At 65.5% G+C, this 20747-nt stretch carries 21 protein-coding genes; 1 reads left to right on the top strand and 20 read right to left on the bottom strand.

Annotation, left to right across the window (positions count from 1 at the left end):
• Positions 1 to 11: 11 nt before the first annotated feature.
• From LOY45_RS10140 to LOY45_RS10130, 3 genes are read right to left on the bottom strand one after another with little or no spacing between them, the layout of a single operon-like run.
• Entirely contained in the window at positions 12 to 920 is a 909-nt protein-coding gene (locus LOY45_RS10140; RefSeq protein WP_115087506.1) for an acetaldehyde dehydrogenase (acetylating), read from the bottom strand.
• An 18-nt stretch (positions 921 to 938) separates the two neighbouring features.
• Entirely contained in the window at positions 939 to 1730 is a 792-nt protein-coding gene (locus LOY45_RS10135) for a fumarylacetoacetate hydrolase family protein (RefSeq protein ID WP_115087507.1), read from the bottom strand.
• Positions 1727 to 2554: an alpha/beta fold hydrolase gene (locus tag LOY45_RS10130; protein WP_115087508.1), complete on the bottom strand. Its 828-nt coding sequence runs from the start codon at positions 2552 to 2554 to the stop codon at positions 1727 to 1729. The genes LOY45_RS10135 and LOY45_RS10130 overlap by 4 nt, the downstream gene beginning before the upstream one ends.
• Positions 2555 to 2708: 154 nt before the next feature.
• On the opposite strand from LOY45_RS10130, the gene LOY45_RS10125 reads away from it, so the two are divergent.
• Entirely contained in the window at positions 2709 to 3482 is a 774-nt protein-coding gene (locus LOY45_RS10125; RefSeq protein ID WP_258579068.1) for an SDR family oxidoreductase, read from the top strand.
• Between the two features lie 51 nt (positions 3483 to 3533).
• On the opposite strand, the gene LOY45_RS10120 is transcribed toward LOY45_RS10125, so the two are convergent.
• From LOY45_RS10120 to LOY45_RS10040, 17 genes are all read right to left on the bottom strand, one after another.
• Positions 3534 to 3929, bottom strand: a complete 396-nt coding sequence (locus tag LOY45_RS10120) for a steroid Delta-isomerase (protein WP_258579067.1) — start codon at positions 3927 to 3929, stop codon at positions 3534 to 3536.
• A 2-nt stretch (positions 3930 to 3931) separates the two neighbouring features.
• Positions 3932 to 5134, bottom strand: coding sequence for an acetyl-CoA C-acyltransferase (locus LOY45_RS10115; RefSeq protein ID WP_258579066.1), 1203 nt, complete (start codon positions 5132 to 5134; stop codon positions 3932 to 3934).
• A 24-nt stretch (positions 5135 to 5158) separates the two neighbouring features.
• Positions 5159 to 5617, bottom strand: a complete 459-nt coding sequence (locus tag LOY45_RS10110; RefSeq protein WP_258579065.1) for a MaoC family dehydratase — start codon at positions 5615 to 5617, stop codon at positions 5159 to 5161.
• 2 nt (positions 5618 to 5619) lie between these two features.
• Entirely contained in the window at positions 5620 to 6402 is a 783-nt protein-coding gene (locus LOY45_RS10105) for an SDR family oxidoreductase (RefSeq protein ID WP_258579064.1), read from the bottom strand.
• 16 nt (positions 6403 to 6418) lie between these two features.
• Positions 6419 to 7606, bottom strand: a complete 1188-nt coding sequence (locus LOY45_RS10100; RefSeq protein WP_134063230.1) for an acyl-CoA dehydrogenase family protein — start codon at positions 7604 to 7606, stop codon at positions 6419 to 6421.
• Complete coding sequence (locus tag LOY45_RS10095; protein WP_258579063.1) at positions 7603 to 8775, bottom strand: acyl-CoA dehydrogenase family protein; 1173 nt, start codon at positions 8773 to 8775, stop codon at positions 7603 to 7605. Before LOY45_RS10095 ends, LOY45_RS10100 begins: the two co-directional genes overlap by 4 nt.
• 503 nt (positions 8776 to 9278) lie before the next feature.
• Positions 9279 to 10480, bottom strand: a protein-coding gene (locus tag LOY45_RS10090; RefSeq protein WP_258579062.1) for an IS3 family transposase whose coding sequence is annotated in 2 segments (ribosomal slippage) — positions 9279 to 10174 and positions 10174 to 10480 — 1203 coding nt in all. Because the reading frame shifts where the segments join, the coding sequence is not laid out codon by codon here.
• Between the two features lie 530 nt (positions 10481 to 11010).
• On the bottom strand, positions 11011 to 11886 hold the full coding sequence (locus tag LOY45_RS10085) for an SDR family oxidoreductase (RefSeq protein ID WP_258579061.1): 876 nt from the start codon (positions 11884 to 11886) through the stop codon (positions 11011 to 11013).
• A gap of 30 nt (positions 11887 to 11916) precedes the next feature.
• The gene (locus LOY45_RS10080) at positions 11917 to 13065 is read right to left on the bottom strand and encodes an acetyl-CoA C-acetyltransferase (protein ID WP_115085962.1); all 1149 of its coding nucleotides are present in this window, start codon (positions 13063 to 13065) and stop codon (positions 11917 to 11919) included.
• A gap of 22 nt (positions 13066 to 13087) precedes the next feature.
• Positions 13088 to 14143: an acyl-CoA dehydrogenase family protein gene (locus LOY45_RS10075; protein ID WP_115085961.1), complete on the bottom strand. Its 1056-nt coding sequence runs from the start codon at positions 14141 to 14143 to the stop codon at positions 13088 to 13090.
• Positions 14144 to 14153: 10 nt separating this feature from the next.
• Positions 14154 to 15320 carry an acyl-CoA dehydrogenase family protein gene (locus tag LOY45_RS10070; protein ID WP_258579298.1) on the bottom strand — a complete coding sequence of 389 codons (1167 nt, stop codon included), beginning with the start codon at positions 15318 to 15320 and terminating at the stop codon, positions 14154 to 14156.
• 10 nt (positions 15321 to 15330) lie between these two features.
• A complete protein-coding gene (locus LOY45_RS10065) occupies positions 15331 to 16086 on the bottom strand; it encodes an enoyl-CoA hydratase family protein (protein ID WP_115085959.1) in 756 nt (251 codons plus the stop codon).
• A gap of 11 nt (positions 16087 to 16097) precedes the next feature.
• Positions 16098 to 17165, bottom strand: a complete 1068-nt coding sequence (locus LOY45_RS10060) for an NAD(P)H-dependent flavin oxidoreductase (protein WP_258579060.1) — start codon at positions 17163 to 17165, stop codon at positions 16098 to 16100.
• 2 nt (positions 17166 to 17167) lie between these two features.
• Entirely contained in the window at positions 17168 to 18040 is an 873-nt protein-coding gene (locus LOY45_RS10055) for an enoyl-CoA hydratase (RefSeq protein ID WP_115085957.1), read from the bottom strand.
• A 39-nt stretch (positions 18041 to 18079) separates the two neighbouring features.
• Positions 18080 to 18883 carry a CoA-transferase subunit beta gene (locus tag LOY45_RS10050; RefSeq protein ID WP_115085956.1) on the bottom strand — a complete coding sequence of 268 codons (804 nt, stop codon included), beginning with the start codon at positions 18881 to 18883 and terminating at the stop codon, positions 18080 to 18082.
• Positions 18884 to 18895: 12 nt separating this feature from the next.
• The gene (locus LOY45_RS10045; protein WP_258579297.1) at positions 18896 to 19777 is read right to left on the bottom strand and encodes a CoA transferase subunit A; all 882 of its coding nucleotides are present in this window, start codon (positions 19775 to 19777) and stop codon (positions 18896 to 18898) included.
• 11 nt (positions 19778 to 19788) lie between these two features.
• Complete coding sequence (locus tag LOY45_RS10040; protein ID WP_258579059.1) at positions 19789 to 20688, bottom strand: VOC family protein; 900 nt, start codon at positions 20686 to 20688, stop codon at positions 19789 to 19791.
• Positions 20689 to 20747 lie beyond the last annotated feature (59 nt).

Raw genomic sequence — 20747 nt, 5'->3', positions numbered from 1 at the left:
CAGTTCTCCACTCAACGGACGGGCAATTGCAGGGTGCCCTTGTGGGCTTCTTCGGCAAACATCTCGGCAGTGCGCAAACCCGCAGCGGTCATGATGTCGAGGTTGCCGGCGGACTTGGGCAGGAAATCGCCGAGGCCTTCGACCTCGATGAAGATCGACACCTTGCGGCCATCGAAAATCGGCCCGTTGATCAGCTTGTAGCCGGGCACGTAGCGCTGCACTTCCTTGACCATGCTCAGCACCGAAGCGCGGATGGCCTCGCGGTCGGGCTCCTCGTCGGTCAGGCAGTGGATGGTGTCGCGCATCATCAGCGGCGGCTCGGCCGGGTTGATGACGATGATCGCCTTGCCGCGCCGGGCGCCACCGATCTGCTCGACGGCACCGGCGGTGGTGCGGGTGAATTCGTCGATGTTCTGCCGGGTGCCCGGGCCCACCGAGCCGGAAGACACCGTGGCGACGATCTCGCCATAGGCCACCGACTGGATGCGCGACACCGCCGCAACCATGGGGATGGTCGCCTGGCCACCGCAGGTGACCATGTTGACGTTCATCGCCAGCGTCGCCGCATGCTGTTTGAGGTTGACCGGCGGCACGCAGAACGGCCCGATGGCCGCCGGCGTGAGGTCGACCATGATCACCCCCAGCGCGTTGAGCTTGCGGCTGTTGTGCGCATGCACATAGGCCGAAGTGGCATCGAAGGCGATACGAATATCATCGTCGAGTACGTGCGGCAGCAACCCGTCCAGGCCGTCGGCGGTGGTCTTCACGCCCAGTTCGCGGGCGCGCTTGAGGCCTTCGGACTGTGGGTCGACACCGACCATCCACACCGGTTCGATCCACTCGGAGCGACACATTTTCATCAGCAAATCCGTGCCGATGTTACCCGGCCCGATAATGGCCGCTTTCAGTTTCTTGCTCATTCGCGTCAACCTCGCAGGTCAGGCACAGAACGACACCCGGGCGCTGCCCAGGCCGTCGATGGTCAGGGAGAACTGGTCGCCGGCCCTGGCAGGCTCCAACGGCACCAGCGAGCCGGAAAGGATGATTTCCCCGGCCTTGAACGGGATGCCGAAGGCGCCCAGGGTGTTGGCCAGCCAGGCCACCGCGGTCAGCGGGTTGCCCTGCACCGCCGAGCCGAGGCCTTCGCTGATCAGCTCGCCGTTCTTGAACACCTGCATGCGCAGGTTGGGCAGGTCGAGCTGGCGCGGATCGACCTGGCTGTCACCGAGCACGAAAACCCCGCAGGAGGCGTTGTCGGCGACGGTGTCCTGGATGCGGATACGCCAGTCCTGGATGCGTGAATCGACGATCTCGAAACACGGCATGACGTACTCGGTCGCCGCCAGTACGTCGGCCTCGGTGACGCCGGGGCCGACCAGGTCATGCTTGAGCTTGAAGGCAATCTCGCCTTCGGCGCGCGGCTGGATCAGGCGATTGGCGCTCAGGGAAATCTGCGCGTCATCGGCAAAGGCCATCTGCTCGGTGATAAAACCGAAATCCGGCTGGTGCACATCGAGCATGCGCTGCACCGCCGCCGAGGTGACGCCGATCTTCTTGCCGACGATGCGGTCACCCGCCGCCACCCGCCGCTCGATGCTGTAAAGCGAGATATGGTAGGCATCCTCGATGCTGATCTGCGCCCAACGCTCGCTCAACGGCACCAGGGTGCTGCCGCTGCACAGGGCCTGGTACAGCTCTTCGCCATACTGGCGATGCAAGTGCTCGCTCATGCCCGTGCCTCCGCGAGGAACGCCAGGCATTCGCGGTTGAACAGTTCGCGGTGCTCGACCATCACCCAGTGCCCGCATTCGCTGAGCAGCACGAAGCGAATCCGGCTGCAGGCGGCAAGCAGGGTCTGCGCGCCGGAAGCCGGGCAGAACTTGTCGTTCATGCCCCAGAAGCCGAGGATCGGGCACTGCAGCGCAGGCAAGCGCGACGCCAGATTGGGTACCTGCATGCTCGACAGTACGCAGGTCGGCTGCTGGCCCACCACCGCGACGCGCTCGGCCACGGTTTCGTCGCTGATCAGCGCCGGGTCGAACAGCTGCAGGCTGAGCAGGCGGCGCATGCCGGCGGCATCGTTGAGCTCGCCGTTGGCAAAGGCGGCGCCCATCTTCTGGATGCCTTCCATTTGCAGGTAGTACTGCTCCTTGTCCATCAGCCCGCCTGGGGCCATGAGCACCAGCCGGCTGACCCGCTGCGGCTGGTCCAGCGCCAGCTTGATGGCGATGGCACCGCCCAGGGAGTTGCCGATCAGTACGCAGCGCTGGATATCCAGGGCATCGAGCAACCCGCCCAGGGCACTGACGAAAAAGTCCAGGCTATAGACCGTTTGCGGCTTGCTCGAAGCGCCGTAACCGGGCAGGTCGGGGACGATCACCCGATACCCGGCCGCGGCGAATGCCGGGTAGTTCTGTTTGAAGTTGCTATGCCCGCTGGCGCCCGGGCCGCTGCCGTGGATGAACACCACCGCCTCGCCCGTGCCAACATCCTGGTAATGCAGCTGCAAACCATCGGGCAGCGTTACCACGTGCCCTTGCGCTGATGCGCCCATGAGGTGTCCTCCCGGCTTGTTGTTGTACCGGGATTATTGAGATCGGCCGCCGCGCCAACATCGTCCGACAGGACTACTAGTCCCTTCGGACGTTGGCCCCTGCCCGTGCGCTGCCTAGCATCCAGCTCATTACTGTGGCGAACACGAGGCAGGCATGCACGACCCTATGGATTTTCGCGGCAAGGTGGTTCTGGTCACCGGTGGTGGCAAAGGTGTGGGCCGCGGCATCAGCCGGCGCTTTCTCGAGTGCGGCGCCGAGGTGGTGATCTGCGGGCGCCAGGCGCCTGCCACATTGCCTGCCAGCGCCGGGCGCGAGGCGCTGTTCCTGGCCTGCGACGTGCGGGACATCGAGCAGGTCCAGCAGATGATGGTGGCGATCGTCGAGCGCTTCGGCCGCCTTGACGTGCTAATCAACAACGCCGGTGGCGCCCCCTATGCCGAAGCCGCCAGCGCCTCGCCGCGCTTCAGCGAATCGATCATCCGCCTGAACCTGCTGGCGCCGCTGAACCTCAGTCAGCAGGCCAACCGCATCATGCAGGCCCAGGCCGACGGCGGCAGCATCATCAATATCTGCAGCGTCAGCGCCACCCGCCCTTCCCCCGGCACTGCCGCCTACGGCGCGGCCAAGGCCGGCTTGCTCAACCTGAGCCGCTCGCTGGCGGTAGAGTGGGCACCCAAGGTACGGGTCAACGCCGTCACCGCCGGGCTGATCCTCACCGAGCAGGCAGCCCTGCACTATGGTGATGAAGGCGACCTGGCCGAGGTCGCGGCGACCATCCCGCTGCAACGCCTGGCCAGCCCCGAAGACATCGGTGACAGCTGCCTGTACCTGGCCTCGTCACTGGCCCGTTATGTCAGCGGCGCCGACATTGCCGTGCATGGTGGCGGCGAGCGCCCGGTGTTTCTCGACGCGGCAAAGTCGCAGTAAGCGCTGCCTCCCGCAAGGCCACACCCCGGTGGGGTGGGCCTTGCCTGAGCCCTACTGCGGCTCGCGCACGCTGAGGTTGACCTCGCTCCAGTAGGCTTGCATCGTCTGGATCCGGCCGTGCTCATCAAAGCGCATCACATCGATGACATCCAGTGCACAGGGCTGGCCGTTCCAGACCATCTCGACGCGAAACGGCATCGCCCCGCAGCCGTTATGGCTGGCCCGTACCGGCCCGGTCAGGCAGGCGCGGACCTTGCCCCCGCCCAAACCCTGGCGATAGAACGCGGCAATCTGTTCGCGGCCGTGGATCGGCGGCTGGCCAAACGGGTCTTCGACCGTGGCGTCATCGGCGTACATCTGCACGATCGCCTCGATATCCCCGGCATCGACCAGCTCGATGTAACGGGCCATCAGGCCCTGGACTTCCTGCGCAGTCGGTAGGTTCATGCTCAAGCCACCTCGAACAATGCAGCGGCGCCCATGCCACCGCCAATACACATGCTTACCACCACATAGCGCACGCCGCGGCGCTTGCCCTCGATCAGGGCGTGGCCAACCATGCGCGCACCCGACATGCCAAACGGGTGGCCGATGGCAATCGCCCCGCCGTTGACGTTCAGGCGCTGGTTGTCGATACCCAGGGTGTCGCGGCAGTACAAAACCTGGCTGGCGAAGGCTTCATTGAGCTCCCACAGGCCAATGTCCTCGACCCTCAGGCCATGGCGCTTGAGCAGTTTGGGAATGGCGTAGACCGGGCCGATGCCCATCTCATCGGCATTGCAACCGGCCACCGCCAGGCCACGATAGATACCCAGCGGTGCGAGGCCGCGTTGTTCGGCCAGCTTGGCGCTCATCAACACCGAGGCCGATGCGCCGTCAGACAGCTGCGAGGCGTTGCCGGCAGTGATGAAACGCCCGGGCTCGGTCCACTGCCCGCCCTGCCACACCGGCTCCAGCGCGGTGAGGCTGGCCAGGGTGGTGTCGGCGCGATTGCATTCGTCGTGCAGCAAGGTCACGGTCTCGAAGCGGGTCTCGCCGCTGGCCTTGTCGACGATCGCCTTGCGTGTGCTCAGCGGCGCCAGTTCCAGGTCGAACAGGCCAGCGGCTTGCGCCTGGGCGGTGCGCATCTGGCTCTGCAAGGCATAGGCATCCTGCTCGTGGCGCGACACGCCGTAGCGCTGGGCAACGATTTCGCCGGTTTCGATCATCGGGATGTACGCCTGCGGGTCGCGCTCAAGCACGGCGCTGGACTGATTGCGGTAGAGGTTCTTGTGCTTGTTCTGCACCAGCGAGATCGACTCCAGGCCGCCGGCAACGGCGATGTCGATTTCATTGCAGATAATGCCCTTGGCCGCCAGGGCAATGCTCATCAGGCCCGAGGCGCACTGGCGCTCGACGGCCATCCCGGCCACCGACGACGGCAGGCCGCCGGCAATCGCGCACAAGCGCCCGAGGTTGTAGCCCTGGGTGCCCTGCTGGGCGGCGGCGCCGATGATCACATCATCGACCTGGTCGGCCTCGATGCCCGCGCGCCGTACGGCCTCGCGCAGCACATGGCCGCCGAGAGCAGGCGCTTCGGTGTCGTTGAAAGCACCGCGAAAGGCCTTGCCGATCGGCGTGCGGGCGGTAGAAACGATAACGGCTTCATTCATGTTCAAGTGCTCCGATGCCTGGATTCAGGCGGGGTAATAACGGCTGATGGTGTCGACCACACAACCCGGGCGCTGCTGGCCCTCGATTTCGACGCTGACGCGGATCACCGCCTGCACGCCGCCACTGACCTGCTCGGCGCTGATCAGCTGGGCATTGCCCCGCACCCGCGAACCCACCGGCACCACGCTGGGAAAACGCACGCGTTCGCAGCCATAGTTGACGCCCATGGCGATGCCGCGCACGTCGACGATCTGCGGCAGGAACAGGTTGACCAGGGCCAGGCTCAGGTAGCCGTGGGCGATGCAGGCGCCAAACGGGCCGCTGGCGGCGCGCTGCGGGTCGACATGAATCCACTGGTGATCGCCACTGGCCTCGGCGAACAGGTCGATGCGCGCCTGGTCGATGAGCAGCCAGTCGCTGGCGCCCAGCACCTCGCCGACGGCTTCGTGCAAGGCGTGCGGCGTGTCGAATATGCGCGTCATGCTCAGGCCCTCTGGCTGGAAACCGACAGCACTTCGCCGGTCATGTACGAGCTGTAGTCGCTGGCCAGGAACATCATCACGTTGGCCACCTCCCAGACTTCGGCGGCGCGACCGAAGGCTTCGTTGGCCGCCAGCTGTTCAAGCACTGCCTGGAGTGCGGAGCGGGCGAGAAAATCATGCAGGGCGATACTCGGGCTGACCGCATTGATGCGGATACCGTGGCTGGCCGCCTCGACCGCCGCGCAACGGGTCAGGGCCATGACCCCGGCCTTGGCCGCGGCGTAGTGCGATTGCTCCTTCTGCGCGCGCCAGCCGAGCACCGAGGCGTTGTTGACGATGACCCCGGCGCGGCGCTCCATCATCTTCGGCAACATCGCGCGGGTCATGCGCATGGTGCCGGTGAGGGTGACGTCGAGCACCCGCTGCCACTCCTGGTCGGGCATGTCGACCAGCGCCCGTGAGCCGCCGAGGCCGGCGTTGTTGATCAGCACATCAACGCCGTGCAGGTCGCGCTCGGCGCAGCTGACCAGGTGCTGCACCTGGGCTTCGTCGGTGACGTTGCACAGCACGCCAAATACCTCGGCAAGCCCAGTGGCCTGGCGAATCTTGCCCACCGCCTCGTACAGGCGGCCTTCGTGGATATCACTGATCATCAAAGCCCGGCAGCCCTCTTCGGCGGCACGCAAGGCGGCGGAAAAACCGATACCGGAACCGGCCGCCGCAGTGATCAGCACGGACTTGCCGCGCAACAGGCCATGGCCCGCTACATAGTTGGGGGTGGACATCGACTAACTCCTTCGGTCAGGGACGCAGGCGCGGTTCTTTGGGCATGCCCAGGGCGCGCTCGGCGATGATGTTGCGCTGGATCTCGTTGCTGCCGCCGTACAGGGTGTCGGCGCGACTGAACAGGTACAGCGATTGCAGCCGGGTGAGCTGGTAGGGCGCGGCCTCGAGCAGTTCGGCGTCGGGGCCGAGCACGTCCATGGCCAGCTTGCCGAGGTTGGCGTGCCAGCTGGACCAGAACAGCTTGTAGATGGTCGCCTCCTTGCGCAGCGCGCCGTCCTGGGCACCGGAGAGCATGCGCAGCGAGTTGTAGCGCATGATCCGCAAGCCGCACCAGGCTTCGGCCAGGCGCTGGCGCAGCAGCGGGTCGCGGGCTGCGCCATTGGCCTTGGCGATGGCGATGACCTCGTTCAGTTCGTTGGCAAACTGCATCTGCTGACCGAGGGTCGAGACCCCGCGCTCGAAGCCGAGCAAGGCCATGGCGATCTTCCAGCCGTCACCCGGCTGGCCGATGAGGTTGGCGGCATCGGTGCTGGCGTTGTCGAAGAACACTTCGTTGAATTCCGAGGTACCGGTCATCTGCTCGATCGGCCGCACACTGATGCCGGCCTGGGCCATCGGCACCAGCAGGAACGACAGGCCGCGATGGCCGACGCTGCCAGGCTCCGTGCGGGCGATCACGAAGCACCAGTCCGACTCGTGGGCCAGCGAGGTCCAGACCTTCTGGCCGTTGATCACCCATCTGCCGTGTTCAAGACTGGCGCGGGTCTTGACGTTGGCAAGATCGGAGCCTGCGCTTGGTTCCGAGTAGCCCTGGCACCAAAACTGCGTGCCGCTGACGATGCCGGGCAGCAGGCGGCGCCTTTGCTCGTCGTTGCCGAAGGCGGCGATGGTCGGCCCGGCCAAGCCTTCGCCGATATGACCCATGCGCCCGGGGCCGCCGGCGCGGGCGTATTCTTCATGGAAGATCACCTGCTGGCTGATCGACAGGCCCCGGCCGCCATGCTCCGGCGCCCAGCCGACACAGGTCCAGCGGCCTTCGGCCAGCTTGCGCTCCCAGGCTTTGCGCTGCTGCGGGTACATGTGTTCGTCGCCCGGACCACCGCGAAAGCGCAGGGGCTCGAACTCACCGCAAAGGTTGCCAGCCAGCCAGTCGGCGACCTCCTGACGAAAGCGCTCGTCCTGTTCACTGAAACTGATCTTCATGGCTGCTCTCCGATGATCAGCGTGGCGATCTGCTGCAGATGCCAGGCCGGTGCGCCGAGGTAACTCTCGCTGGCGCGGGCACGCTTGAAATACAGGTGTGGGTCGTATTCCCAGGTGAAACCGACGCCGCCATGCAGCTGGATCGACTCCGCCGCACAGTGAAAATAGCTTTGCGAGCACTGCGCCTTGGCCAGGGCGGCGGCCAGCGGCAGCTCGGCGGCCACCTGCGGGTCGCCCTGCGGGTCGAGCACTTCCTGGGCCACACAGGCGGCGTAATAGCTGGCCGAGCGTGCGCACTCGACCTGCAGCATCATGTCGGCGGCGCGGTGCTTGAGGGCCTGGAAGCTGGCGATCGGGCGGCCGAACTGCTGGCGCTCCTGCATATACGCGACGCTCAGGTCGAGGACCTGCTGGGCCCCGCCGACCTGCTCTGCGGCAAGACCAATGCAGGCCAACTGCAGCACCTTGTGCAAGGCCGGCCAAGCGTTGCCGACCTCACCCAGCAGCGCCTCGGGGCCCAGATAGACGCGGTCGAACTGCAGGCGCGCCAGGCGCCGGGTCTGGTCCATGGTCGGCAGCCACTGGCGCTCGATGCCTTCGCGGCCGGCCTCGACGGCAAACAGGCTGATCCCGCTCTCACTGGTGCTGCCCGGAGTACGGGCAGCAACGATCAACAAGCCGGCGCAGTCGCCGTCGATCACCTGGCCGAACAGGCCATCGACGACAAAGCCCTCGCCTTCGGCGCTGGCCGTGGCCTGGATATCCTCCGCGCCCCAGCCGCTGCCGCGAGTGAACGCCAGGGTGGCGGTGAGGCGGCCCTCGGCAATAGGCGCAAGCCAGGTGTTTTTCTGCGCCTCGTCAGCGGTCAGCAGCAAAGCGGGTGTGGCCAGGCAGGCGGTGGCGAAGAACGGTGAGCAGAACAACCGCCGGCCCATCTGTTCGAGCAGGATGTTCAGTTCGACAAAGCCCAGGCCCAGGCCACCGTAGGCCTCGGGGATGTGAATCGCCGGCCAGTACATCTCGGTGCACAGGCGCTGCCAGAGGGCCGGGTCGTAGCCTTTGTCGCTGCCCATGGCCGCGCGCACGGCGGCGCAATTGGAGACATCGGCGAGAAAGCCCTCGGCCGAAGTACGGATCATTTCCTGTTCGTCGCTGAATGCAAATTCCATCGCGGCGCCTTTTACTCGTCTGGCGGATGTACCGGCGAGTGTGGCCAGATGCGTTGGCGGCAGAATCGTTTGCCTCGCCTAGTCCGTATGGCCGATGTGCCTGGATTGCAGCCGATCGCGGGTCAAGCCCGCTCCCACTGGATTGGCAGTGCCCTCAAGGTTGGTACGGGACCTGTGGGAGCTGGCTTGCCAGCGATAGGGCCAGTACTGCCAGCACATCAGGTGGCGCCTGGATTGCGACCGCTGCGCGCTCGATCGCTGGCAAGTCCGGCTCCCACTGGATTGGCAGTGCCCTCAAGGTTGGTGCAGGACCTGTGGGAGCTGGCTTGCCAGCGATGGGGCCAGTACTGCCGGCACATCAGGTGGCGGCTGGATTGCGACCGCTGCGCGCTCGATCGCCGGCAAGTCCGGCTCCCACTGGATTGGCAGTGCCCTCAAGGTTGGTGCGAGACCTGTGGGAGCTGACTTGAACTGGTCAACAGATTTTGGACACCGGTTTAGGTTCATACCGCAACCTTGAGCTTTTTCTCCATGGCTACCGGGGTTTCATAGCCGTTGTAGCTGTGGAGACGCTTAAGGTTGTAACGCATCAGATAAGCCTGGATGTCTAACTGTGCTTGCGCTTCGGTTTCGTAACCTTCTGCTGGCATCCACTCAGACTTCAATGCACCGAAGAAGCGCTCCATGACGGCGTTATCCCAGCACTGGCCTCGGTGACTCATGCTCTGTTCCAGACCGTACTCCTCAAGAGCAGCCCTGAATTTATGGCTGGTGTACTGACAACCCTGATCCGAGTGGAACATCACTCCAGCCGGTCTACCTCTAGATTCGACCGCCATTCGTAGCGCCTCGCAGGCAAGCCGGGCATCGGCGATCATTGAGAAAGCCCAGCCCACCACTCGGCGAGCATACAAGTCGATCACAGCCGCCAAGTACAGCCAACGCTTGCCTACCTGGATGTAGGTGACATCGCCGCACCACACCTGGTTGACCGTCGAGACGTTGAAGTTTCGCTTGAGCTGGTTACTCGCGATCAATGCTTCTGTGCCCGATGATCGGTAACGATGCGGCCTGCGTTGCTTGCATTGCAGACCGGCTTCCTTCATCAGCATACGTACCTTGTATCGCCCGGCTTTATGGCCAGCACGACGCAATTCCCGAACCAGCGTTCGCGACCCAGCAGAGCTACGAGAGGCCTTGAAAAGGCTGACCATCGTTGAACGCAGATCCTCTCTGACCGGATCCTTTCGTCCCTGGCGTTTTCGCCATGCGTAGAAACTGCTGCGCCGAACTCCAAGGACGCGACAGCAGTCGAAAACACCAAATTGCTCACTCAGTTCGTTGATCAGCGAGAACGATCCTTGGAGTCCCGAAGCAGGAGAGCACTGGCCTTTTTTAGGATTTCGATATCCCGGTCCTTTTGCCGGACTAGCGCTTCCAGCTCCTGGATTCGCTGCTGCTCTGGAGTGATGGCCTTGGCGCCGACTGGTGTTTGACCTTCTCGTTCCTGGCGCAGTTGCTCGACCCAGCGACGAAGCGCGGTCCGCCCTAGACCAAGGCTCTCGCAGACATCAGGGACTGACTCACCATCGTCCAGCACCATCTCGGCAGCTTTGATTTTGAATTCGTTCGAGTAAGATTTTCGCACTGATTTTGCCTCCAATTGGGCGCCATAATAGCGCCCGACGAAGGTGTCCAAAATCATTAGGCCAGTTCAACTTGCCAGCGATAGGGCCAGCACTGCCAGCACATCAGGTGGCGGCTGGATTGCGACCGCTGCGCGCTCGATCGCCGGCAAGTCCGGCTCCCACTGGATTGGCAGTGCCCTCAAGGTTGGTGCAGGACCTGTGGGAGCTGGCTGCCAGCGATAGGGCCAGTACTGCCAGCACATCAGGTGGCGGCTGGATTGCGACCGCTGCGCGCTCGATCGCCGGCAAGTCCGGCTCCCACTGGATTGGCAGTGCCCTCAAGGTTGGTGCGGGACCTGTGGGAGCTGGCTTGCCAGCGATGGGGCCAGTACTGCCAGCACATCAGGTGGCGGCTGGATTGCGACCGCTGCGCGCTCGATCGCCGGCAAGTCCGGCTCCCACTGGATTGGCAGTGCCCTCAAGGTTGGTACGGGACCTGTGGGAGCTGGCTTGCCAGCGATAGGGCCAGTGCAGCCAGCCCATAAATGCAAAAAACCGCGCCACCCTCGCGGATGGCGCGGCCCGCCTCATCGGCGCAAAACCTCAATCAACTGCCATAGACTTTCTGTGCTGGCAGCGACTCAGCCAATAGGTGCTCCACCGCTGCGCCCACATCAGCCAGCGCCCAGCGCCCCTGGTTATCCACCTGGGGCCCGCGCCGCCAGCCGTCGGCAATCGACAACTTGCCGCCCTCGACTTCAAACATCTGCCCGGTCACCGCCTGGGACGCCGCCGAACCGAGCCACACCACCAATGGCGCGACATTCTCCGGGGCGAAGTAGTCAAAGCCCTGCTCCGGCCGCTTCATCACCTCGGCAAACACTGCTTCGGTCATACCGGTACGCGCCGCCGGTGCCAGGGCGTTGGCGGTGATGCCGTAGCGCCCCAGCTCCGCCGCCTGCACCAGGGTCAGCGAAGCAATCCCGCCCTTGGCCGCAGCATAGTTGGACTGGCCAATCGAGCCCTGCAAGCCGGCGCCGGAACTGGTGTTGATGATCCGCGCGGTGAGCTTGGCGCCGCCCTTGACCTGCTCGCGCCAGTAGCGCACGGCATGGCTGGCCAGGCAAAAGTGGCCCTTGAGGTGCACGGCCATCACCGCATCCCAGTCCGCCTCGGTGAGGCTGGCGAACATCCGGTCGCGGCAGATGCCGGCGTTGTTGACCAGCACATCCAGGCCACCAAAGGTCTCGATGGCCTGGCGCACGATCAGCCCGGCGTCGTCATAGCGGGTGATGTCGTCGCTGTTGGCCGCCGCCACGCCGCCTGCCGCCTGGATCTGCGCCACCACCGCCTGGGCCGCATCACGGTTGATATCGTTGACCAGCACCTTCGCGCCTTCGCTGGCAAAGGCCTGGGCATAGGCGCGGCCGAGCCCGCCGCCGGCGCCGGTGATGATCACTACGCGGTTCTCGCAGCTGTGCATTGTCGTTCTCCCCTGTGTGGTTGCTGGCGCCTACAGGCGCTCGATAATGGTCACGTTGGCCTGGCCGCCGCCTTCGCACATGGTCTGCAGGCCATAGCGGCCGCCACTGCGCTCCAGCTCATGGAGCAGGCTGCACATCAGCCGCGTGCCGGTGGCGCCGAGCGGGTGGCCGAGGGCGATGGCGCCGCCATTGACGTTGGTCTGCGCGTGGGGGTAGCCGGTCTCCTTGAGCCAGGCCATGGCCACCGAGGCGAAGGCTTCGTTGATTTCCACCCGGTCGATGTCGGCCAGGGTCATGCCGGCGCGCTTGAGCGCATGGGCGGTGGCCGGGATCGGTGCGGTGAGCATCCACACCGGGTCGTCGCCGCGTACGCTGAGGTGATGAATGCGCGCCCGCGGCGTCAGGCCGTAGCGCTTCAAGGCCGTCCCCGAGACGATCAGCAAGGCACTGGCAGCATCGCAGGTCTGGCTCGACACCGCCGCCGTCACCCGGTCACAACCAAACAGGTATTCCAGCTCGGCCATCTTCGCCAGGCTGGTGTGGCGCGGCGTCTCGTCATGCTCGACCCCCGCCAGCGGGACGATCTCGCGCTCGAAGTAACCGTGCTCAATGGCACGCAAGGCCCGCTGGTGAGATTCCAGTGCGTAGGCCTCAAGTTCGCCGCGGCTCAGGTCCCAGTGCTCGGCAATCATCTGCGCTGCGCGGAACTGGGTCGGTGGCTGCGCGCCGTAACGCCGCACCCAGCCCTCGGAGCCGCTGAACGGGTCTTGAAAACCCAGGGGTCCGGCGGCGGTCATGGCCGAGGAAATCGGGATCTGGGTCATGGTCTGCACGCCCCCGGCGATCACCACGTCCTGGGTGCCGCTCATCACCGCTTGCGCAGCAAAGTGCACGGCCTGCTGGGACGAACCGCACTGGCGGTCGATGGTGGTACCGGGGACCTGCTCGGAGAGCCCGGCAGCCAGCCAGCTGGTGCGGGCGATGTCGCCGGCCAGCGGGCCGATGGTGTCGACGCAACCGAAAATCACGTCGTCGTAGTCGTCTTCGGGGATGCCGTTACGCTCGACCAGCGCACGCAGCACATGGGCGCCCAGGTCGGCGGCGTGAATCTGGCTCAGGCCGCCCTTGCGCCGCCCGGTGGGCGTGCGCAGGGCGTCGACGATATAGGCTTCAGGCATGGTCTACCTCAACAAGACAGGATCAGAATGTGCTGCCGGCGCCAATCGCCAGGCCAGTGTCGAATAGCGCGGCGCGTACCCGCGCCTTGTGCAAGCCACGGTCGCCCCAGCATTTGTCCAGGGCCCAGGCACGCTTCATGAACAGCTGCAGGTCGACCTCCCAGGTGTAACCCATGGCGCCGTGCACCTGGATGGCGTTCTTCGCCGCCAGCGCCGCCGCTTCGGCGCAAGCAAGCTTGGCGTGGGACACCTGCACGGCCTGGCCCGGCAGGTTATGGGCAACGGCATGGGCGGCGCGGTACAGCGGGCCCTTGGCGAACTCGATCTGCACTGCGACATTAGCCATCAGGTGCTTGACCGCCTGGAACGAGCCCACCGGTTTGCCGAACTGCTTGCGCTCGAAGCTGTAGTCCACCGCCAGGTCGACCATGCGCTTGGCCAGCCCCAGCAGTTGCGCGGCATTGCCCAGGGCGCCGCGGTTGAACGCGCCAGCCCACAAGTGCTGCGCCTGTTCAGCGCTGGCCACGCAGGTAGAAGCACTCGGTGTCCACTGCACCTGGAACAGCTGGCGGCTGGGGTCTACCGACGCATTGCGGATGAGGCTCACCGCGCTGCGCTCCACGGCATGCACCTCGTCGCCATGGGCCAGCAACAGCAGGTCGGCGACATGCGCATCGCTGACCAGCGGATTGCCCGGTTCGGCCACCGCCAGGCGCGCCCGGCCCTCGGCAATCCGCGCCAGCCAGCGCTGCTGGAGCGGCGCATGCTGCGCATCAAGGCCGGCGAGCAGCGGCACGCCAACCAGCATGGTGTCCACCAGCGGCTCGGGTAACCCGGCGTACCCGCACTCCTGGGCCAGGAGGATGAAATCCAGTTCGTTCATGCCCATGCCGCCGCAGGCTTCCGGCACGGTGATGGCGCTCAGGCCCAGTTCCACCAATTGCCCCCACAGCGCAGCGCAGCGCCCGCTGTCGCTCTGCCACAGTTCACGCAGGCGTTCCGGGGTCACTTCGTTGAGCAGAAAGCTGCGCACGTTGTCCTGGAACAGCAATTGATCGCTGCTGAAACTAAAGTCCATGGTCTGCTCCTCAGGCGCGGGGCATGCCGAGCATGCGCTCGGCGATGATGTTGCGCTGGATCTCGTTGGTGCCGGCATAGATCGGCCCGGCCTGGGCAAACAGGAAACCGTCCAGCCACTGGCCGACATCGCCGGCAGCCGGCGCCTCGGGCAGCAGCTCGGCGCGCAGGCCAAGGATGCTCAGGGCGGTTTCGTGCATGCGCTGGTCGAGCTCCGACCAGAAAATCTTGTTGGTCGAGGATTCCGGGCCGATCTTGCCGCCCTTGACCAGTTGCGAGGCGGTCATGTAGGTCGCCAGGGTGTAGGCCTCGGCGTCCAGCCAGGCGCGCATCACCGCCTCGGCAATGGCCGGGTCTCGGTCGGCGGCCTCGCGGTTGGCCAGGTACAGCTGTACCAGGCGCCGGGCGGTTTCCTGAAAGCGTGCCGGCGAGCGCAGCATCAGCCCGCGCTCGAAACCGGCAGTAGACATCGCCACGTGCCAGCCCATGCCCTCGCCGCCCAGGGCGTTCTCCACCGGCACCTTGACGTCATCGAAGAAGATTTCGGCAAAACCCGGCAAGCCATTGAGCTGCGGGATCGGCCGTACACTGATACCGGGGGTGTCGAGCGGCAACAGGATGAAGGTCAGGCCATGGTGGCGCTGGGAGTTGGGGTCGGTGCGAAAGATGCCGAACACCCAATCAGCCCAGACCGCCCGGGTCGACCAGGTTTTCTGGCCGTTGATCACATAGTGATCGCCGACCCGCTCGGCTTTTGAGCGGATCGCCGCCATGTCGGAACCGGCACCCGGCTCCGACCAGCCCTGGGCCCAGATGTCCTGGCCGGTGGCCATGCGCGGCAGAAAGCGTGCTTTCTGCGCTTCGCTGCCGTACTCCATCAGGGTCGGGCCGAGCAGGAAGATGCCGTTCTGGTTGACCCGCGCTGGCGCCCCGGCGCGGTAGTACTCTTCTTCGAAAATCAGCCATTCGATCAGGTCGCAGCCACGCCCGCCCAGCTCGGTCGGCCAAGTGACCATGCCCCAGCGGCCTTCGTTGAGCCGGGCCTCCCAGGCCCGATGCTGGGCAAAGCCAAGCTCTGTGTCGAATGATTGCAGCGGTTGCGCTGGTACGTTGGCCGCAAGCCAGGCCCGTGCCTCGGCGCGGAAAGCCTGTTGGGCCGCAGTGTAAGTCAGGTCCATGGCGGTGCCTTCAGCCGTTGAAGTGGGCATCGCGCTTCTCGACGAACGAGTCACGCGCTTCCTGGGAATCCTGGGTGCGGTAGGCTTCGAGGGTGAAGCCCTGCTCCCAGCGGTATTTGTCTTCCAGATTGCCGTCCTCGATGCCGTTGAGCGCTTCTTTGGCCAGGGCGATCATCGCCGGGCTCTTGGCGGCAATGCTGCGGGCGATCTGCAGGGCGGTCTCGCGCAACGCCTCGCGCTTGACCACCCGTTCGACGGCGCCCAGGCGGTAGGCTTGGGCGGCATCGATCATCTCGCCGGTGAAGTACATGTGGCGCACCTTCTGCACCGGGAACAGGCGCTGCAGGTGGGCACCGCCGCCCATGGCGCCGCGGTCCACCTCAGGCACGCCAAAGCGCGCGCAGTCGGCGGCGACGACGATGTCGGCGGCGCCGCAGATACCGATACCACCACCCAGGACAAAGCCGTGCACGGCGACGATCACCGGTTTCGGGTTGCGGTGAATGGCCTTGAAACTGTCGTAGTTACCCTTGTTGACCGCGACGATCAGGTTGCCGTCGGCGGCCAGTTCCTTGATATCGACGCCGGCGCAGAAGCCGCGGCCTTCGGCGCGGATGACGATCACCCGCACCTGCGCATCGCGGCCCAGCGCTTCGATGGCGCTGGCGATCGCCGCCCAGCCCTGGCAGTCGAAGGCATTGACCGGTGGCCGGTCGAAGACCAGCTCGGCGATGCCGTTGTCGATAGTGACGCTAAATGTGCTCATGCCTTTCCCCTTCATGAAATACGGCGGCTCAGTTCGCCCAGGCGCGCTTCGGCGTCACGGACGATCTGTTCGATCAGTTCGGCGCAGCTCGGCAGGCTATGAATGCTCGCGGCCACTTGCCCGGCCGGCAGTACGCCCTCGGCCGGCAGGCCATCGACCATGGCCTTCTGGATCACCATCGGCGCGTTGGCGGCCATCAGCGCCTGCGCCGCGCTCAGTTCGCCGCTGCCGCGCATTTTCAGGGCGCTGGCGAGCAACTGCGCCAGGCTGGTGCCGCTGTGGCGGCGGTAGGCCAGGCCGCTTTTGAGCGCCAGCAACCAGCGTTTGAGGCCGCCGCTGGTTTCCAGCGCATCGAGCAGCTCGTTGCGGATCATCCGTTGCGGCATGCCGTCGATGGCGCGGCTGACAATCACTGCCGCCGGGTCCTTGACCGCCAGGTAACGGGCCAGGGTTGCGGTTGGCACCGGGCTTTCGGCACTCATCAAAAAGCGCGTGCCCATGGCAATGCCCGCCGCGCCATAGGCCAGGGCCGCGACCAGGCCTTGGCCGTCCTTGAAGCCGCCAGCGGCCACCACCGGCACCTTGAGCGCATCGACCACCTGGCCGAGCAGCAGCGAGGTCGGCACCGAACCGGTATGCCCGCCGCCCTCGCCGCCCTGGATGGTCACTGCATCGGCGCCCATTTCCACGGCTTTCTGCGCATGCTTGAGGGCGCCGACCGTGGGTATGCACACTACGCCGGCGTCCTTGAGCCGGGCGATCATCTGCTTGCCCGGCGAGCGGCTGTAACTCACCGCCTTGACCTTGTGGCGCAGCACCAGCTCGACGATGTCGGCGGCATTGGCCTGGTACATGTGAAAGTTGACCCCGAACGGCTGGGCGCTGAGACGCTTGGTTTCGACGATCGCCGCCTCCATGCGCGCCGGTTCAATGGTTGCCCCGGCCAGAAAGCCGAAGCCGCCGGCGTTGCCGGTGGCGGCCACCAGTTGCGGCTCGGCAACCCAGCCCATGGCGGTCTGGATGATCGGGTAGCGACAACCCAGCAGTTCGGTGAGCGGTGTTTGCAGGCAGACCGTCATGCTTACGCCCCCTCCGGCTTGCGCTGGGAACTGGCCATGGCGCGGGCGTCGTAGCCACCCAGGCGGTCGCCGGACACCAGTTCGTTGTGGGCGTGGGCGAAGTGATGCAGGCCGAATACCATGTCCATGGTCGCGCGCTTGCCCATCAGGTCCTCGGCATTGTTCACCGCCTGCTTGCTCAGTTGCAGGCCCAGGCGCGGCATCTGCGCAATGCGTTCGGCGATGGCCAGGGTTTCCTGCTCCAGGGCCTCGCGCGCCACCACCCGGTTGACCATGCCCATCTGGTAGGCGCGCGGCGCCGGCATCGGTGTGCCCATGAACAGGAACTCCTTGGCGATCCGCGGGTTGAGCTCATGCACGTGGGCAAAGTATTCGACCCCGGGGATGCCCATGCGCACCACCGGATCAGTGAAGTAGGCATCCTCGCTGGCGACGATCAGGTCGCAGACCCAGGCCAGCATCAGGCCGCCGGCAATGCACGCGCCCTGGACCATGGCGATGGTCGGCTTGGGCATCTCGCGCCAGCGCCGGCACATGCCCAGGTACACTTCCTGCTCGCGGGCATAGAGAAACTCGCCGCCCGGCTTGTCGACGTGGTCGTACCACAGGCTGACGCGCTCGAAGCTCTGGTTGACGTCGCGCTCCGGCGTGCCGATGTCGTGGCCGGCCGAAAAATGCCGGCCGGCCCCGCACAGCACGATGACCTTGATCGCGTCGTCGGCGCAGGCCCGGCGAAACGCCGCGTCCAGCGCGTAGGTCATGCGCGAGTTCTGGGCATTGTGGTACTCCGGGCGGTTCATGGTGACCATGGCCACCTCGCCACGGACCTCGTACAGCACCACCTCGGCCTGGTTGTTATTGTTCTGCTCGCTCATCGATTGCTTCTCCGGCAAGGCGTACTGCCCGGGCCCGGCTCAACGCAGGTTGCGCTGGCCGGCGGGGTTGTCTTTCAACTGGCTGGCCCGCAGGTTGTGCGGGTCGAGGCGACGGATCAGCTGCAGCTGCGCCTCGCTTGGCGCGGCGGTGACCGGGCAATCGGCGTCCACCTGCAAGGCGAAGCCGGTGTTGTCCTGAACCTCGTCGACGCTCACCCCCGGGTGCAGCGAGCGAATCCGCACCTGGTGCTGCGGGCCCTGGAAATCGAGGACACACAGGTCGGTGACGATCAGGCGGATGTCCACCTCGTCCAGCGCCCAGCCACGGGCCAGGCGCGCGGGGTTGTAGCCGATCGACGAGACCATATCGACCTCGCCTTCGACGAACACCCGGCGGTTGTGGCTGGGCACGAAAAACGAGTTGGCATGGCTGATCGAGTTGCCCGGAAGGCCGCGCACCCCGAGCATCTGCGCCTTGGGCCGGGCGTAGTCGCCGATGCACGACAGGTTGGCCTGGCCGAAGCGGTCGATCTGGATCGGACCGACCAGCGCATGGCGCTTGCCGCCCCAGACGTTGTCGAAGATTCGCGAAAAGCCCATCCAGCTATCGCGCTTGGCTTGATAGCCGTTGCGCGCGCCGAGGGGTACCGGTTCAGCGACCATGTAGGCTTCCGAGTCGGTCATCAACAGCTGCGGGTTGCTGGTCAGCATGCTCAGGGAGGCGGCCAGGCGCGGGATCACCCCGATGCCGGTGGCCAGGACTTCACCGTCGTCGCGCCAGGCCTCGGAGGCGGCGCAGATCATCAGTTCGGCGAGGCTGTACGTCGTAGCTGGCGTGGTCATAGGGAAACTCGCTTAGAAAACCGGCAGGGGAAGCTGGCGGATGGCGGCCAGGCCACCGACCTGTTCCAGGTACTGCTCGTGGGAGCAGGCGACAAATTGTTCGACATAGGCCTGCCAGCCCTCCTCGGCCTGGGCCGAGGCGGCGTAGGCCTTGAAGTGCGGCACATCGAAGCCGTACAGCGGCGCGCACGACGAGGGGTGCGCACCGCCCGGCACATGGGCCACCGCGGTGGTCAGGTTGCGCTCCCAGAACACTTGATGAGCGCGCTCCGGCGCACTGTGGAAGTAGTCGCTGTCGACCAGGTGATCGCAAGTGACGTAGCTGTGGCGGGCAGCGCGGACGAACAGGTCATCCATGTAATGGTCGGGGCCGCTGATCTGGCAGACCCCGCGGGCATCGGCACGGTCGACGTGGATCAGCGCGGCGTCGAGCGTGAGCGCCGGCATCGCCACCCAGTCCTTGCCGTCGGCATAGGGCGAAGCCACCAGCTTGATCTGCGGGTTGTGGCGCAGCACATCGGTGCCCAGGCCGACCGCCGTGGGAATGAACGGCACGCCCATGGCCGCGGCGCGCAGGCCAAGCAGGAGCATGCCTTCGTCGATCTCCATCACCTCGATGGCGGCGTCCTGGCGGGCCTTGCGAAAGTACGGCTCGAGCGGAATGAAATCGAGCGAGACGAAGGCGAACACCAGCTTCTTCACCTTGCCGGCCGCGCAGAGCATGCCGACGTCGGCGCCGCCGTAGGCGACCACGGTCAGGTCCTTGAGGTCGGAACGCAGGATCTCGCGGATCAGCGCCATGGGCTTGCGCCGCGGGCCCCAGCCACCAATGCCGAGGGTCATGCCGTCACGTAGCTGGCCGACCATCTGCGCCGTGGTCATTTGTTTGTCCATCATCGTTGTCCTCATTGGCGGCCGACACTGAAGTCGTGGCCCCAGTGGCTGACCACCGTGCTTTCGAAGGGGGTGTGCTGGTTCCAGTCGACCACCAGGCCGTCACAGCCGTACTCCAGGTCAAAGCCTGCCGGGGTTTTCATGTAGAACGAGACCATCTGGTCGTTGGTGTGCTGGCCGAGGGTGGCCGAGAGCTTGACGCCGTGGGCGTGCATGCGGTCCAGGGCGCGGCCGACCTCGTCCAGGCCGTCGACCTCGACCATCATGTGCACGCAGCCATGGGGCACCGGGCATTCGAAGATCGCCAGGGAGTGGTGACGGCCGTTGTTGCAGTGCAGGAAGTGAATGCGTTTTTCCGGCTCGGCCGGGTCTGGGGTGAAGCGCACTTTCATCAGGTCCGAAAGACCAAAGCCCATGACCCGCTGATAAAAATCGCGGCAGCACTCAAAGGTTGGCGCCGGCAGCACCACGTGGCCCATGCCCAGCTCATGGGTGACAAAGCCCTTGACCGCCACCGGCGAGACAAAGCGGGCAAAATCCTGGCGCGGGCCCCAGAACAGCTCGTGGCGATTGCCGTCCGGGTCGCTGAACTGCGCCAGGGCCTGGACCTTGCGCAGTTCAGCCTGGGCAGCGTTGCCGCGCTCAACTGCGATATCGGCCTGCTGCAGCTCGGCGATCGCCTGCTCGAACGCGGCCTCGCCGGCCAGCTCCCAACCGCAGGCACCGAAGCCGTCCTGCTCGCTGCGGAGCACCAGGATACGGTACGGGCGCTCGTCCATTTTCAGGTACAGGTGCGCGCTGTCAGCGCCCTCACCGGCCACCATCATGCCCAGCACCTGGGTTGCGTAATGACGCCATTGCGCCAGGTCGGTGGACAGCAGGGTGACGTAACCCAGACCGCGGATATCCATGCTTGTTATCCTCGCGTTGATCGACGTGTTGAGCGCTATTCAAGCCCGACGCGCAAGGC

The organism is Pseudomonas wadenswilerensis (assembly GCF_024749185.1).
Lineage (GTDB): Bacteria > Pseudomonadota > Gammaproteobacteria > Pseudomonadales > Pseudomonadaceae > Aquipseudomonas > Aquipseudomonas wadenswilerensis.
The sequence above is the reverse complement of the archived record's forward strand: the minus strand, read 5'-3'. Positions and strand labels throughout refer to the sequence as shown.

Bases quoted from the DNA above. Each gene is read 5' to 3' on its own strand.
- LOY45_RS10110 (WP_258579065.1), bottom strand. From the start codon at position 5,617: ATGACGCGCATATTCGACACGCCGCACGCCTTGCACGAAGCCGTCGGC.
- LOY45_RS10040 (WP_258579059.1), bottom strand. From the start codon at position 20,688: ATGGATATCCGCGGTCTGGGTTACGTCACCCTGCTGTCCACCGACCTG.
- LOY45_RS10105 (WP_258579064.1), bottom strand. From the start codon at position 6,402: ATGTCCACCCCCAACTATGTAGCGGGCCATGGCCTGTTGCGCGGCAAG.
- LOY45_RS10100 (WP_134063230.1), bottom strand. From the start codon at position 7,606: ATGAAGATCAGTTTCAGTGAACAGGACGAGCGCTTTCGTCAGGAGGTC.
- LOY45_RS10070 (WP_258579298.1), bottom strand. From the start codon at position 15,320: ATGGACCTGACTTACACTGCGGCCCAACAGGCTTTCCGCGCCGAGGCA.
- LOY45_RS10060 (WP_258579060.1), bottom strand. From the start codon at position 17,165: ATGACGGTCTGCCTGCAAACACCGCTCACCGAACTGCTGGGTTGTCGC.
- LOY45_RS10095 (WP_258579063.1), bottom strand. From the start codon at position 8,775: ATGGAATTTGCATTCAGCGACGAACAGGAAATGATCCGTACTTCGGCC.
- LOY45_RS10045 (WP_258579297.1), bottom strand. From the start codon at position 19,777: ATGGACAAACAAATGACCACGGCGCAGATGGTCGGCCAGCTACGTGAC.
- LOY45_RS10140 (WP_115087506.1), bottom strand. From the start codon at position 920: ATGAGCAAGAAACTGAAAGCGGCCATTATCGGGCCGGGTAACATCGGC.
- LOY45_RS10080 (WP_115085962.1), bottom strand. From the start codon at position 13,065: ATGCCTGAAGCCTATATCGTCGACGCCCTGCGCACGCCCACCGGGCGG.
- LOY45_RS10085 (WP_258579061.1), bottom strand. From the start codon at position 11,886: ATGCACAGCTGCGAGAACCGCGTAGTGATCATCACCGGCGCCGGCGGC.
- LOY45_RS10055 (WP_115085957.1), bottom strand. From the start codon at position 18,040: ATGAGCGAGCAGAACAATAACAACCAGGCCGAGGTGGTGCTGTACGAG.
- LOY45_RS10130 (WP_115087508.1), bottom strand. From the start codon at position 2,554: ATGGGCGCATCAGCGCAAGGGCACGTGGTAACGCTGCCCGATGGTTTG.
- LOY45_RS10120 (WP_258579067.1), bottom strand. From the start codon at position 3,929: ATGAACCTACCGACTGCGCAGGAAGTCCAGGGCCTGATGGCCCGTTAC.
- LOY45_RS10050 (WP_115085956.1), bottom strand. From the start codon at position 18,883: ATGACCACGCCAGCTACGACGTACAGCCTCGCCGAACTGATGATCTGC.
- LOY45_RS10125 (WP_258579068.1), top strand. From the start codon at position 2,709: ATGCACGACCCTATGGATTTTCGCGGCAAGGTGGTTCTGGTCACCGGT.
- LOY45_RS10135 (WP_115087507.1), bottom strand. From the start codon at position 1,730: ATGAGCGAGCACTTGCATCGCCAGTATGGCGAAGAGCTGTACCAGGCC.
- LOY45_RS10075 (WP_115085961.1), bottom strand. From the start codon at position 14,143: ATGGACTTTAGTTTCAGCAGCGATCAATTGCTGTTCCAGGACAACGTG.
- LOY45_RS10065 (WP_115085959.1), bottom strand. From the start codon at position 16,086: ATGAGCACATTTAGCGTCACTATCGACAACGGCATCGCCGAGCTGGTC.
- LOY45_RS10115 (WP_258579066.1), bottom strand. From the start codon at position 5,134: ATGAATGAAGCCGTTATCGTTTCTACCGCCCGCACGCCGATCGGCAAG.